Source organism: Streptococcus halotolerans, from assembly GCF_001598035.1.
Taxonomy (GTDB): domain Bacteria; phylum Bacillota; class Bacilli; order Lactobacillales; family Streptococcaceae; genus Streptococcus; species Streptococcus halotolerans.
Map to the genome: position 1 here is coordinate 2,037,684 of NZ_CP014835.1, position 13,594 is coordinate 2,051,277.

General features: G+C 38.9%; 13 protein-coding genes. 9 read left to right on the forward strand and 4 right to left on the reverse strand.

The window, feature by feature from the left end:
* Positions 1 to 73 precede the first annotated feature (73 nt).
* From ktrA to rsmG, 3 genes are read right to left on the reverse strand one after another with little or no spacing between them, the layout of a single operon-like run.
* The gene (gene ktrA / locus A2G56_RS09335; RefSeq protein ID WP_099091484.1) at positions 74 to 745 is read right to left on the reverse strand and encodes a potassium uptake transporter gating subunit KtrA; all 672 of its coding nucleotides are present in this window, start codon (positions 743 to 745) and stop codon (positions 74 to 76) included.
* Positions 746 to 763: 18 nt separating this feature from the next.
* A complete protein-coding gene (locus tag A2G56_RS09340) occupies positions 764 to 2,137 on the reverse strand; it encodes a TrkH family potassium uptake protein (protein WP_062711919.1) in 1,374 nt (457 codons plus the stop codon).
* A gap of 24 nt (positions 2,138 to 2,161) precedes the next feature.
* Positions 2,162 to 2,875, reverse strand: coding sequence for a 16S rRNA (guanine(527)-N(7))-methyltransferase RsmG (gene rsmG, locus A2G56_RS09345; RefSeq protein WP_062711922.1), 714 nt, complete (start codon positions 2,873 to 2,875; stop codon positions 2,162 to 2,164).
* A gap of 113 nt (positions 2,876 to 2,988) precedes the next feature.
* Here rsmG and htpX point away from each other — a divergent pair, with 113 nt between their 5' ends.
* From htpX to A2G56_RS09390, 9 genes are all read left to right on the forward strand, one after another.
* Complete coding sequence (gene htpX, locus A2G56_RS09350) at positions 2,989 to 3,894, forward strand: zinc metalloprotease HtpX (protein ID WP_062711925.1); 906 nt, start codon at positions 2,989 to 2,991, stop codon at positions 3,892 to 3,894.
* A gap of 32 nt (positions 3,895 to 3,926) precedes the next feature.
* Positions 3,927 to 4,463, forward strand: coding sequence for a DUF177 domain-containing protein (locus A2G56_RS09355; protein WP_172793806.1), 537 nt, complete (start codon positions 3,927 to 3,929; stop codon positions 4,461 to 4,463).
* A 241-nt stretch (positions 4,464 to 4,704) separates the two neighbouring features.
* The gene (locus A2G56_RS09360; protein WP_062711931.1) at positions 4,705 to 5,394 is read left to right on the forward strand and encodes a response regulator transcription factor; all 690 of its coding nucleotides are present in this window, start codon (positions 4,705 to 4,707) and stop codon (positions 5,392 to 5,394) included.
* 43 nt (positions 5,395 to 5,437) lie between these two features.
* Positions 5,438 to 6,895: a sensor histidine kinase gene (locus tag A2G56_RS09365; RefSeq protein ID WP_237334411.1), complete on the forward strand. Its 1,458-nt coding sequence runs from the start codon at positions 5,438 to 5,440 to the stop codon at positions 6,893 to 6,895.
* A 707-nt stretch (positions 6,896 to 7,602) separates the two neighbouring features.
* Positions 7,603 to 8,076 (forward strand): transcriptional regulator NrdR, encoded by a 474-nt coding sequence (gene nrdR, locus A2G56_RS09370; protein ID WP_062712550.1) that lies wholly within the window; start codon positions 7,603 to 7,605, stop codon positions 8,074 to 8,076.
* A complete protein-coding gene (locus A2G56_RS09375) occupies positions 8,076 to 9,248 on the forward strand; it encodes a replication initiation and membrane attachment family protein (protein ID WP_062711936.1) in 1,173 nt (390 codons plus the stop codon). Before nrdR ends, A2G56_RS09375 begins: the two co-directional genes overlap by 1 nt.
* A gap of 2 nt (positions 9,249 to 9,250) precedes the next feature.
* Complete coding sequence (gene dnaI, locus A2G56_RS09380) at positions 9,251 to 10,153, forward strand: primosomal protein DnaI (RefSeq protein WP_062711939.1); 903 nt, start codon at positions 9,251 to 9,253, stop codon at positions 10,151 to 10,153.
* Between the two features lie 60 nt (positions 10,154 to 10,213).
* Positions 10,214 to 11,524, forward strand: a complete 1,311-nt coding sequence (der, locus tag A2G56_RS09385; protein WP_062711942.1) for a ribosome biogenesis GTPase Der — start codon at positions 10,214 to 10,216, stop codon at positions 11,522 to 11,524.
* A gap of 42 nt (positions 11,525 to 11,566) precedes the next feature.
* Positions 11,567 to 12,112, forward strand: coding sequence for a hypothetical protein (locus tag A2G56_RS09390; RefSeq protein WP_062711945.1), 546 nt, complete (start codon positions 11,567 to 11,569; stop codon positions 12,110 to 12,112).
* A 160-nt stretch (positions 12,113 to 12,272) separates the two neighbouring features.
* On the opposite strand, the gene A2G56_RS09395 is transcribed toward A2G56_RS09390, so the two are convergent.
* Positions 12,273 to 13,532 (reverse strand): ISL3 family transposase, encoded by a 1,260-nt coding sequence (locus A2G56_RS09395; RefSeq protein ID WP_062707495.1) that lies wholly within the window; start codon positions 13,530 to 13,532, stop codon positions 12,273 to 12,275.
* Positions 13,533 to 13,594 lie beyond the last annotated feature (62 nt).

A 13,594-nucleotide genomic window follows, 5' to 3' on the forward strand; every position in this document is an offset into this window, starting at 1 on the left:
CTGATTTTTATTTAAAAATAAAGACAAGACCAATTCGAACAGTTGGTCTTGTAATGCTCTGAGGTCTAAAATACTATTTTAAATAGCCTAAGTAGTCAAATTTTTCAAAAGTGCGGGAATTGGTAACAGCGCTTATTTGGATATTGTCTGGCAAGGGTTCCTGAGGGTTAACATCAGTTGTCAGACTTTCCATGTTTCCTCGACGGATGCCAACCACATTCAATTCGTATTTGTTACGCACATCAAGTTCAATGAGGTTTTTACCAACCCATTTTTGAGGGATTTTAAATTCAATGATTGAAATATCGTCTTCAACATGAATGATGTTAGAAATGTGACGTCTTAAAATATGGGATGCTAGTGATTTTCCAGAAGCTCTCTCGGGCATGATCACGCGATTGGCTCCAATATGGTACAAAACATCTTCAAAGATACCGCTTTTAGCTTTTGCGATGATATTGTGAACGCCTAATTTTTTACAGTGCATAACTGCAAGGACGGACGCTTCGAGACTATTACCTGTTGCAATCACAACGGTATCACAGTGTTCGATGCCGACACTTTCCAGAAATTCGTAGTTGGTGATATCACCAACAGCGGCACGAGTAACCGTATTAGCAACGGCTTGAACGTGGTCCTCATGATAGTCGATAGCAATGACGTCTTGGTCAAAGGTACAAAGTTCTTCGGCGACGGTTTTTCCAAAAATGCCGAGACCTAGGACACCGATAATTTTTTTAGACACAATGGTCTCCTTTCTGTCTTATCCAACTGAAATGTTTGCTTTAGCATAATGGATGGTTTTTTCTTTCTTCTGTAATAGACTAAGTAGGACAGTTACCGGTCCAACACGGCCAATAAACATGAGAATCATAATAATAATACGTCCAGATGTCGATAAATCAGCAGTCACATTCATAGAAACACCCACAGTAGCAATAGCTGATGAAACTTCGAATAACAGTTTAAAAGGATTTACCGTTTTTTCAACGATTAATAATAGTAGAAAACCAGCCATCATAAGACTGAAGAAAAAAATGATAATGGTTAGTGTTTGTTTGATAATGCGGTTATCAATGGTACGGTGATGGAAAGTAACCTCCGTCTGTCCTGAAAGTTCAGCTTTAAACAGTAAAGCGATAATAGCAACAACGGTAACCTTGATACCACCAGCTGTACCTCCAGGTGAACCACCCATAACCATTTGGATCATATAAAGGAAGTTAGTGGCAGGATTAGCATTTTCATAATCAATGGTTGCAAAGCCAGCTGTTCTCATCGTAACAGTCTGAAAAAGAGATGCCATAAACTGTTTCGAGGGGGACAAGTTGCCAATGGTTTTAGTATTGTTCCATTCTAAAAGCCAGCTCAGTAGTGTTCCTATTACTAGAATAATAGTTGTTGTTTTGAGAACTAAGCGTGACTGGTTGGATAGGGGACGAAAGAGCGTTGATAGGCGCTTGGGACGTTCAGAAAGATAGTTTTTAATGCACTGAATAATATCCTGCCAAACGCCAAATCCCAGACCACCAGCTATAATCAAGCCGATAATGGTGAAGTTGATAATAGGATTTGTGGCATAATGCTGTAAACTAGATGACCCAAAGTTATCAAAACCCGCATTACAAAAAGCAGAGATGGCTAGGAACATAGCATTGAAAATACCGTGACCCAAACCAAATCGTGGGATGAAATCGATCATTAGGATCAAGGCAGCAAGGCTCTCAATAATAAAGGTAAATTGATAAACCATGTAAAGAAATCTCTTTAAGTCTTGTCCACTATCTCGACTCAATGCTGATTGCAGCAATGATTGATCGGACAGATTCATTTTACGATGGAGGACGTAGCTGCTAATGGCTATTAGGGTCACTAACCCCAGGCCACCAATTTGCATGAGAAGCATCACAATGACTTGTCCAATTCCGTTATAGACGTCTCCCACAGCAAAGACCGACAGGCCTGTTACGCAAACCATGGAAGTAACATTAAAAAGATGGTCAAAATAACTGGTTTGTGGAGCGTTAGCATAATGTGTAAAAGGCTGCGACAGTATCAGACTGCCGATTAAAATAACAATAATAAAGCTAAAACTGAGTCGCTGAGTCACCGACCATTTGGAAATAAACGTTGACATGAGTGTCCTTTCTAATGATCGATATTAAAGTGGTTTTTTATTCGGAGTTCCAGCTTTTCGTGGGTATTTTTTAGGTGTTTCTTTTTTCTTTTCGACAATAGTAATATTTCTCGGGTCTCCGTTTGGAAGTTCGTAATCTCTGCTTTCGATAACCTGTGCAAAAAGGGTAGTGAGAGCAGTTTTGGCTTGGTCCATTTCTTGGTCAGCAGCACTAGCTTTTAAGGCGATTAATCGGCCATTTAATTTTAAAAAGGGGATAGTTAATTCAGCTAAAATCGGCATTCTTGCCACTGCCCTAGCTGTTACAAAGTCAAATTGCTGACGAAATGCTTTGTCTTGACCAAAATCTTCAGCACGTCCATGAAAGAAGTGAACATTGGTTAAGGATAATTCATCAGCTAAAAGCCTTAAAAATTGAATACGCTTATTGAGAGAATCGATAATAGTGATCTCTAAGTTTGGAAAAATGATTTTCATCGGGAGACTAGGAAAACCAGCTCCAGCGCCAATATCAAGAATTTTAACAGGCTCGTTTGTTAAATCCCCTTGTAAAATAGGGGCAATAGAATCATAGAAATGTTTGAGGTAAACATCGTTTTTTTCAGTAATAGCTGTCAGATTAATCTTCTGGTTCCATTCGATTAAAAGTTCAAAATAACGTTCAAATTGATGTTTTTGTTGATCTGTTAATGTAATGCCATGAGTGTTTAGTTGCTCACAAAAAATTTGCGGTGTCATATAAGCTCCTTGTCTCTTAAACTTCCCTTATTTTATCACAAACACCTGTTATTTTCTTTAGAAATTATCTTAAACCTGATATAATGAAGAGAAACATTCTTAGGGGATGACAAATGCTAAAACAACAGATTGCAAGTAATAAAAGAAGGACCATCTTTCTGCTCATTTTCTTTTTTGGTTTGCTTAGTGCTATAGGAGCAGCAATAGGCTATCTTATGATTGGGAATACCAGATTTGGTTTGGCTATCGCTTTAATTATTGGGACCATCTATGCGACAAGTATGATTTTTCAATCGACCCAGGTTGTGATGTCAATGAATGGTGCGAGAGAGATTGGTCCAGAACAAGCACCTGAATACTATGATATCGTTGAGAAGATTGCCATGGTAGCGCAGATTCCAATGCCGAAAGTTTATATCATTGAAGAAGAATCCTTAAACGCTTTTGCTACCGGATCTAGCCCAGAAAATGCTGCTGTTGCAGCTACTAGTGGGTTACTTAAAGTTATGAACCGAACGGAATTAGAAGCTGTCATCGGTCATGAAATTAGTCATGTGAGAAATTATGATATTCGAATTTCAACCATTGCCGTGGCTTTAGCCTCTGTGGTAACTATGATTTCGAGTATTGGTGGTCGTCTCATGTGGTATGGCGGTGGAAGACGAAGAGATGACCGTGAGGATAGTTCTGGGGCCTTAGTTTTGGTGTTTGCCATTATTACGATTATATTGGCTCCGATGATAGCTAGTTTGGTTCAATTAGCGATTTCACGACAACGCGAGTATTTAGCGGATGCTAGTTCAGTCGAATTAACTCAGAATCCTCAAGCTATGATCAATGCCCTTAAAAAATTACAGGCTTCAAAACCAATGTCACATCACATTGACGAGGTTAGTGCAGCCTTGTACATTAGTGACCCTAGAAAAAATAAGTCTCTAAAGTCCCTCTTTCAAACTCATCCACCCCTAGAAGAACGCATCAAAAGGTTAGAAACAATTGCAAACAGTTATTCCTTATAGTTTGAAATAAGGTCAATAAATAGAAAAGGTAGATTATGAAGTTAGTAGATATCCGAAAAAATCCAGAAGGATTGCACTTTGAAAAAAAATTAGACTTAAAAGATCAACTCATTGCGCGTGATGAGTCAGTCATTGATTTGCAAAATTTAACAGCAGTCGGCATGGTGAGTTTTGACGATGGCCTTTATTTACTGAATTATCAACTGTCTTATGAGTTGACATTGCCATCAAGTCGTTCGATGGAAGCCGTGACTGTCTCTGAAGACTACATGGTTTCTGAAGTTTTTATGACAGCAACCGATGCTTCAAGTAGGAAAGAGCTGGTTGAAGAAAATCTTGTTTTAATGATTGAAGATGATCACATCGATCTTTCTGAAAGTGTTTTAGATAATATTTTGTTAAACATTCCATTAAAAGTTTTAACAAAAGAAGAAGAAGCGTCTGAAACAATGCCAGAAGGCAATGATTGGGTTGTGTTGACAGAAGAGCAATATCAGGCCATGAAGGAAGAAGAAAAACAAGAAAATAATCCATTCGCGTCGCTTTCAGGCTTGTTTGACGAGGAATAAATCAAATTGACATCATTTTGACATATAACTTTAATTTGTAATCTTTTGCTAAACATGGTATGATTAAATATCTGGGAATTATTGAAACGACGCTTGCTGATGATAGTTTAATAAAAATGAGTAACCGATTATGTAACCGCTGCTATAATCGCTTGCTGATCATTTGTTTGAGCTGTTTCAGTATGTAAAATCTAATTATTATAATAATATAAACTTTGAATGAAATAACAAAGGTGGTAAAATGACGAAACACATTTTGATTATAGAAGATGAAAAAAATCTTTCACGCTTCGTTTCTTTAGAATTACAACATGAAGGTTATTCTGTAACTGTTGAAAACAATGGCCGTGCTGGTTTAGAAACTGCACTTGAAAAAGAATTTGATTTGATTCTTTTGGATTTGATGCTACCAGAAATGGACGGCTTTGAAGTTACACGTCGTTTGCAGCAAGAAAAATCAACCTATATCATTATGATGACAGCAAGAGATTCTGTCATGGATATCGTTTCAGGGTTGGATCGTGGTGCAGATGATTATATTATTAAACCATTCGCAATTGAAGAATTGTTGGCCCGTGTTCGTGCAGCGTTCCGTCGCCAAGAGATCGAAGAAAGCAAGCGAACCACTTCGAGTGGAGCAAGCTACCGAGATCTTAAATTAGATCCTCAAAATCGTTCAGCTGTCCGTGGTGACGAAACTGTACCGTTGACGAAGCGTGAATTTGATCTGTTGTCAGCCTTGATGTCCAATATGAACCGTGTTATGACACGCGAAGAATTATTGAATCTCGTCTGGAAATACGATGAAGCTGTTGAAACTAATGTTGTTGACGTGTATATTCGTTACCTCCGTGGCAAAATTGATGTCCCTGGTAAGGAATCGTACATTCAAACGGTTCGTGGTATGGGGTATGTCATTCGTGAAAAATAAACGTTTTTTTCAAAAACTACATCGAATGCCTTTAGGTAGAAAAATGGTCCTAGTCACAATGGGGCTGTTTTTTCTCATTTTGACCACATTTACGATTTTGGTTCTGTTATTTTCAAATGACTTATTGATTAAGCAGGAAGAAAAAACGATTAGAACAACTGCAAATTTGGTCCAAAGACATGTTTCTGACATCGATGAGCCTTTAAACAAGGATAACTTAATTGTCTATTTGCAGACAACTCAGACGCTTGATACGGCGGGCTCTGAAAAAGTGTTAACGGAAGGGATGGCTATTGCAGGGAATAACTCTGTTTCACGTCTCTTGTACTCAAACCAAATCGCCTACCTTTACAACACTAAAAAAGAATTGCTGTTTACGACTAGTACAAAAGTGGACTATCTCACTCTAGGTCCCCTTAATAAGCTTCGGTCAGAGCGGATCGATCAAGATAGAGGGTTCACGATTAGCGTTCCTATTTACAATAAGTCGCAGACAAAAGTGATCGGCTATGCTAAGTTATTCCATAATCTTGAATTCTATTATGCTTTGAAGAATCGTTTGATTATTGTCTTACTTTTCTTGGAAGTAGGAACGATTATTATTGTTTTGGTCATTATGCGCTTTAGTATTGAGGTCTTCTTGAAACCTATCTACAGTTTGCGCCGTATTATGCGTCGTATCGAGGGTGATCCTACTGACTTGGATGTACGAGCTGAGATTAACAGTGGTGATGAGATAGAGGAGCTATCTCACATGTTTAATGCTATGATGGCCCGTATCGCTGAACAAAACAAACTACAACAACAGTTTATTAGTGATGTTAGCCATGAATTGAGAACGCCAGTGGCGGTCATTAAAGGCCACTTGGATATGCTTAGTCGCTGGGGAAAAAATGATCCAGAAATTTTAGAAGAAAGTTTAGAAGCCAGTCGTCACGAAGCCCATCGCATGAATCTTATGATTAGTGATATGCTTGATTTGATTCGTCTACAAGGTAATCTGTCCGAAAAAACTAAAGAAGTGAGCCGTTTAGAATCTTCTATGCAAGTATCCTTGTATAATTTTGAAATCCTAAGACCAGATTTTCAATTTGCTCTTTATGTGAATGCCGATGATGTTTATGCCAAAATTGCCAAGAACCATTTCGAACAGGTTTTGACGATTTTGATTGATAATGCCATAAAGTATTCACCACATGGCGGTTTAATTGAATTATCTTTGGATAAGGAGGAGGGTTATGCCTTGGTTACGGTTAAAGACCACGGCGAAGGAATTGCAAAAGAAGATTTGCAAAATATTTTTGAACGGTTTTATCGGACAGATAAGTCACGTAACCGTGAAGGAACAAGGGCTGGATTGGGGATTGGTTTATCCATTCTTAAGCAAATTTGTGATGCCTATGATTGTCGTTTGAGTGTTGAAAGCGAGGTCAATGTTCAAACAACTTTTACCATTGCCATACCGTTGGGGGAGCCATCGCCAGAGTTTTTTGAAGGATAATGGTATATTCAATAACTCAGATAAGATGACGTGAGTCGTTACTATTTTCAACAGTAGTAACGACTTTTTTGAGTTTTTTTGTCTAAACTGACTAGGTGAGAGTTGTATTGAAGTAGGTGATGGTTGTTACAACAAATGTATGAAGAAGACTTACAATGACCACTAAGGAATGAATCATGATGATGTGTTGATTACATCATAATGGTTTGCAAATGTTTGGTATTGGAAAATGCCTCTGTGTATTTTCTCAGAAGGGTAATGGATACTTGTCAGGACAAACGTATGAACGGTTTTTAGCGAAAACATAATAGTCCATAATAGTCAATGAAAAACAAAAGAAGTCTGGACGACACTCATGTAGCTAGGGCTGAAATCCATCAAATCAAGTCAGTTACGGCTGCTTTTGATTTTCGAAAAGTATAACATTTTTTGCATGTCAACATTCAGGTCTTTCAGCGATAACCGATAGGTGTTATTTTTTGTCAATTTTAGTAGAGGAAATCCCTGAAATGATCGATTGTCAACGGTACAATCATTCGGAAAACTCTTTTTCATACGTGAGGCGTGCGACAGTTCTTGTTCAGTTTATTTCTGGTTGAAAATATGCTATAATAAAGTATTAAAAAGCTGATTTTAAGTTGGTATTTGCCTGGAATCTTAATTCAGTTTTACCAGTAACCATTTTAAGAAAGATTGGGGTGATTGTTGTGCGTTGTCCAAAATGCCATACTACAAAATCAAGTGTTGTCGATAGTCGTCAAGCCGAAGAAGGGACAACTATCAGAAGACGGCGAGAATGCGATCATTGCCATAATCGTTTCACAACATTTGAACGTGTCGAAGAATTACCGCTCTTAGTGGTTAAGAAGGATGGAACCAGGGAAGCTTTCTCAAAGGATAAGATTTTACATGGCATCATTATGAGTGCCCAGAAGCGTCCAGTTTCTAGTGAAGACATCGAAAACGTTATTCGTCGTATCGAACAGGCTATTCGTAGCAACTATGAAAATGAGGTTCCAAGTACAATCATTGGTAATATGGTTATGGATGAGTTGGCAGAACTCGATGAAATCACCTATGTGCGTTTTGCTTCGGTTTATCGCAGCTTTAAGGATGTTGATGAAATTGAAGAATTGCTGCAGCAAATTACCAATCGTGTTCGTGGGAAAAAGGGTAGTTAATGAGACCGATTGATACATTTTCATTTGTAAAAGGTAATCTGGTTGATGGGGCATCGCAAGCCTTGATGGCTTGTTATTACCCGATTATCGGTCAGAACGCCTTTAGTGTTTATCATTATTTGATAACCTTTAAGGATGATGGGACTAAGAAACACAAGTTCTCAGAGATTCTAAATCATACTTTAATGGGAATGGCAGCCTTTGAGACAGCTTTAGCAACTTTAACGGCTATGGAGCTTGTGGCTTTTTATCAACAGAGAGATGTTTATTTTATCAAGCTTAAGGCCCCTTTATCTAGTGACGATTTTTTAAACGTGCCTCTTTATCGACAATTGCTTACCCAAAAGATTGGAGAGGTTGCTGTTAAGGAGTTGGCAGCTGTTTTGCCAGAGAATGCGCAGAATTTGTCTAAAAACTTTTCTGACGTGTTTGATGATCAGGGCCAAGTAGCTCTCATTCAAAAAACTAGTAGTTCCAAAGGGGCTTTTGATTTGGATGCTTTTAAGAATTTGATGAAGCGTGATGGCTTATCTTTTGCTCAAGAAGAAACGGATGTTATCGGTTTGTATCGTATAGCTGAGAAATATAAAATGACTTGGCATGATACTTACTTGCTTGCTAAAGAAACGGCTGTTAATTTAACGATTTCCTTGCCACGAATGAAAGCGAAAAAAGAGCAGGCTAAGATGGATTCTCCTAAAGCAGGACAACTGACGTCACAAGAGGCCGTTATTGTTAAGGAAGCTCAACGCGATCGAGCAGATGTTTTTTTAGCTAAAATCAAGAAAACACGCAAGGCTTCGATTGTTGCGGATGAAAGACAGTTACTCTTAGAGTTGGCTAAGATGGGGTTTTTGGATGAGGTTATTAACGTCATCGTGCTCTATACCATCATGAAAACCAATTCAGCCAATGTGAATAAAAAATACGCCATGAAGATAGCCAATGATTTTGCTTTTCAAGAGATTAATAAAGCTGAGACAGCTGTTTTAAAAATGCGAGAGTTTTCAAATAAATCAGTAAAAAGCACTCAAGCAGGATCGCCTAAACAAGCAAAACCCAATGTTCCAGAATGGAGTAACCAAGACTATCAAAATCAGACGTCTGATGAGGATCAAAAACGGTTAGAGGAAGCAAGGCGAAAAGCCTTAGAACGTCTTAGAAAGGACTGATCATGGAAAAAGTAGGACACACTTTAAACAAATCGGGACATTCTAGGCATTTCGATGCAAACCAGATGGCCCAGTTAATCTTATCGGATCCAGATGTGGTGACCTTTATCAACCAACATGGTTTGACCCAAGACGAAATCAAGCGCAGTTTACCTAAGTTCAATCAATTTATCAATGAACGCCGTAAGTTTCAAGATCAGGAAGACAGTTATATTGCTAAAGGTTACGAACCCATTCTAACCATGAATGAAGGCTACGCTGACGTGACTTATTTGGAAACCAAGGCATTGAAAGAAGCTCAAGCGCAGAAGGCGATTGAGAATCGGATTACTTTGGTTAGTCTGCCAAAATCCTATAAAACCATTTCTTTTGATGATGTTTTACTAGATGATGTCAAGCGTTTGGACGTGTATGAAAGTTTGGTTGATTTTATTAGCCAGTATCCCAGTCCAGATCAAAAGGGCCTCTATCTCTACGGTGATATGGGTGTTGGGAAATCCTTTTTTATGGCAGCACTAGCGCACGAACTGTCAGAGAAAAGAAACGCCGTAACAACTATTCTTCATTACCCAAGTTTTACCATCGATATCAAAAATGCTATCAAAACAGATTCTGTTAAAGAGGAAATTGATGCTGTTAAAACCAGTGAAATCTTAGTGTTAGATGATATTGGTGCGGAACAAACCTCATCTTGGATACGTGATGAAGTTTTACAAGTTATTCTGCAGTATCGGATGCAGGAAAATTTACCAACTTTCTTTACCTCAAATTATAATTTTGCGGATTTGGAGCGTAAATTAGCCAACGGTCGAAATGGCGATGAGACGTGGCAAGCTAAGCGTGTTATGGAACGCATCCGCTTTTTGGCTAGAGAAACCCACTTGCAGGGTGAAAATAGAAGATAAGCCCCGGTCTTATCTTTTAGCATTTTGAAAATCATTTTAAAAATAAGATAAGGAGACATTATGTCCTTACCAACAGTTGCTATTGTCGGACGTCCCAATGTTGGGAAATCGACGTTATTTAATCGTGTTGCTGGAGAACGCATTTCCATTGTGGAAGATGTAGAAGGTGTAACACGTGATCGTATTTATACTAGCGCAGAGTGGCTTAATCGCCAATTCTCTTTGATTGATACCGGTGGTATTGATGATGTGGATGCTCCTTTCATGGAGCAAATCAAACACCAAGCTGACATTGCCATGACGGAAGCCGATGTTATTGTGTTCGTCGTATCAGCTAAAGAAGGTGTAACCGATGCGGATGAATATGTTGCGCGCATCCTTTACAAAACAAATAAACCAGTTATTCTAGCTGTTAATAAGGTCGATAACCCTGAAATGCGTGCGGAAATCTATGATTTCTACACACTTGGCTTGGGCGATCCTTATCCTGTCTCATCTGTTCACGGTATTGGTACGGGTGATGTTTTGGATGCTATTGTGGAAAATCTTCCGACTGAACATGAGGAAGACAATCCAGATATTATCAAATTTAGTTTGATTGGCCGTCCTAATGTCGGGAAATCAAGTCTGATCAATGCTATTTTAGGTGAAGAACGCGTGATTGCTAGTCCAGTTGCAGGAACGACTCGTGATGCGATTGATACCAATTTTACAGACAGCGAAGGTCAAGAATACACCATGATTGATACTGCTGGTATGCGTAAATCAGGTAAGATTTACGAAAATACCGAGAAATATTCTGTCATGCGTTCGATGCGTGCGATTGACCGCTCAGATGTTGTTTTAATGGTTATCAATGCTGAAGAAGGCATTCGTGATTATGATAAGCGTATTGCTGGTTTTGCTCATGAGGCTGGTAAGGGGATTATTATCGTTGTGAATAAATGGGATACCATCAAAAAAGATAACCATACGGTCAGTCAATGGGAAGCAGATGTTAGAGATAACTTCCAGTTCTTAAGCTATGCACCAATTATCTTTGTTTCAGCGCAGACGAAACAACGCCTTTACAAATTACCTGAAATGGTAAAACAGATCAGTGAAAGTCAAAATCGTCGTATCCCATCAGCTGTGCTTAATGACGTTATCATGGATGCTATTGCCATCAATCCAACGCCAACTGATAAAGGAAAACGTCTCAAGATTTTCTATGGAACACAGGTAGCCGTTAAACCACCAACTTTCGTTATTTTTGTCAACGAAGAAGAGTTGATGCACTTCTCTTATCTACGTTTCTTGGAAAATCAAATTCGTGCAGCCTTTGGATTTGAAGGAACGCCTATTCAACTTATAACACGTAAACGTAGCTAATGATATAGAAAGAAGCGGCCTAGGTCGCTTTTTAGGAAGATTATGAAAAAACTATCTTTAGTCGGGATTTTTGTATTAGGACTTGGTCTGATATATCTCATGTATCATCTAGTAGCTCCACCTATTGTGCAACAAAAGCAGTCTCTTGATGACGCCACTAACACTGAGTCACTGATAGCTGCGGATGGTAGTGAAACATTGTCGAAAATGACCTCTAGGCAAGCTGGGATATATTATTATGGTTTTCCAGAATGTCCTTGGTGTCAGGAGTTAGTCCCAGTCTTAGAGCGCGTCTTAAAAGAGGAAGAGACGACCGCATTTGCTGTGGATATTCATGACAAACAATACAGTCAAAAAGACAGTCAAACGCTTAAAAGCTTTTATCAGGACCAAGTCAAACAAGAAAATGTTTCAGTTCCTTTCTTAGTAGCGATTAATGAAGCCGGTGAGGTTCGCATACACGTTGGGACTGTTGATGGGCATAATGCTAAAATGAAAAAGATGACAAGAAAACAAAAAGAAGAGTTGACGAAAGCCCTCCGAGAGTTAGTGATTTGGGGAAGTCACGATGATATCCTAGACAGTTAGTAAGCCCTGTTTGGGACCTTTTGTCCTGTCATTTACGATGGTATTGTGAGAATCTGCTTTAGCAGCGAGGCAAATGGTTAAGAAGCTGCCACTTTTAGCTGAAAGGACCTTAGAGGTCTTTTCTTTGGCTCTTTGTCAACTGTAGTGGGTTGACTTATAGTTAACACCGAGAGAGGACCAGTTTGGTCTTCTCTTTTGTTGTATTCAAAGCAAGATAAATCCGTTTTTTGAAGTTTTCGAAGTTCCTAAAGCCAAAAGCATTTCGCTTAATGACTTTAATAAGGTTGTTGGTCGCCTCTAGTTTGGCATTGGAATAAGGTAGTTTCAGGGCGTTGATAATCTTTTCCTTGTCTTTTAGAAAGGTTGATAAGACGGTCTTGAAGATGGGATGGACTTGTTTGATGGTATCAGAAATGAGTTCAAAGAAGTGTTTCTCCTGCTTTTCTTGGAAATGAAAGAGAAGGCATTGGAAGAGTTCATAGTGGTGACGTAGCTCATCAGAGTAGCTCAAAAGACGTTGCACAATCTCTTGATTGGTCAAGTGCATGCGAAAAGTTGGACGATAAAACCGTTTATCGTTTAGGTTACGACTATCTTGTTGGATGAGTTTCCAGTAACGTTTCAAGGCCTTATATTCGTGAGATTGACGCTCAAATTGGTTCATGATTTGGATACGGAGACGGTTCATAGCGCGAGATAAATGTTGAATAATGTGGAACCTATCGAGAACAATCTTCGCCTTAGGAAACAGTGTCTTAGCGATGTCATAGTAGGGACTAAACATATCCATGGTGATGACTTTAACACGACTGCGCACCTTGTGAGAATACCGCAAAAAATGATTTCTGATGACAGCTTGCGTCCGACCATCAAGGATAGCGATAATCTTGTTAGCATCGAAATCTTGGGCAATAAAGCTCATCTTTCCCTTCTTAAAAGCATACTCATCCCAGGACATGTTCTCGGGTAACCAGGTTAAATCGGTCTTGCACTCAAAGCGGTTGAGCTGCCGATAGACGGTTGACACAGAGACAGACAGGTCTTCAGAGATTTTTGTCATTGCCTCACGACTCATGAGTTTGTCGGTGATTTTGTGGTTAATGATGTTGGGAATCTGGTGATTTTCTCTGACCAGAGAGGTCTTAGCAACAGCCATTTTCCCACACGCTTGACATTTGAAGCGACGCTTTTTGAGACGAATCAGTACTTTACAACCCGCCATTTCCAGATAGGGAATTTTGCAAGGCTTTTGGAAATCGTACTTTGTCATTTTTCCTTGACAAACAGAGCATTGAGGGGGATCATAATCTAACTTGGCATGATACTCTCTGTGAGTGAAGAACTTGTCAAATGTCTTTTCAAAAGTGATGTTAGGGTCTTTAATGTCGAGCGAATCTTTGATATAATCTAGTTGTTCCATATGAGTCTTTCTAATGAGTGGTTTAGTCGCTTTTCATTATAAGTCATATGGGACTTTTTTGC

Bases quoted from the DNA above. Each gene is read 5' to 3' on its own strand.
- A2G56_RS09365 (WP_237334411.1), top strand. From the start codon at position 5,438: ATGGTCCTAGTCACAATGGGGCTGTTTTTTCTCATTTTGACCACATTT.
- A2G56_RS09375 (WP_062711936.1), top strand. From the start codon at position 8,076: ATGAGACCGATTGATACATTTTCATTTGTAAAAGGTAATCTGGTTGAT.
- A2G56_RS09390 (WP_062711945.1), top strand. From the start codon at position 11,567: ATGAAAAAACTATCTTTAGTCGGGATTTTTGTATTAGGACTTGGTCTG.
- der (WP_062711942.1), top strand. From the start codon at position 10,214: ATGTCCTTACCAACAGTTGCTATTGTCGGACGTCCCAATGTTGGGAAA.
- A2G56_RS09340 (WP_062711919.1), bottom strand. From the start codon at position 2,137: ATGTCAACGTTTATTTCCAAATGGTCGGTGACTCAGCGACTCAGTTTT.
- htpX (WP_062711925.1), top strand. From the start codon at position 2,989: ATGCTAAAACAACAGATTGCAAGTAATAAAAGAAGGACCATCTTTCTG.
- A2G56_RS09360 (WP_062711931.1), top strand. From the start codon at position 4,705: ATGACGAAACACATTTTGATTATAGAAGATGAAAAAAATCTTTCACGC.
- dnaI (WP_062711939.1), top strand. From the start codon at position 9,251: ATGGAAAAAGTAGGACACACTTTAAACAAATCGGGACATTCTAGGCAT.
- A2G56_RS09395 (WP_062707495.1), bottom strand. From the start codon at position 13,532: ATGGAACAACTAGATTATATCAAAGATTCGCTCGACATTAAAGACCCT.
- rsmG (WP_062711922.1), bottom strand. From the start codon at position 2,875: ATGACACCGCAAATTTTTTGTGAGCAACTAAACACTCATGGCATTACA.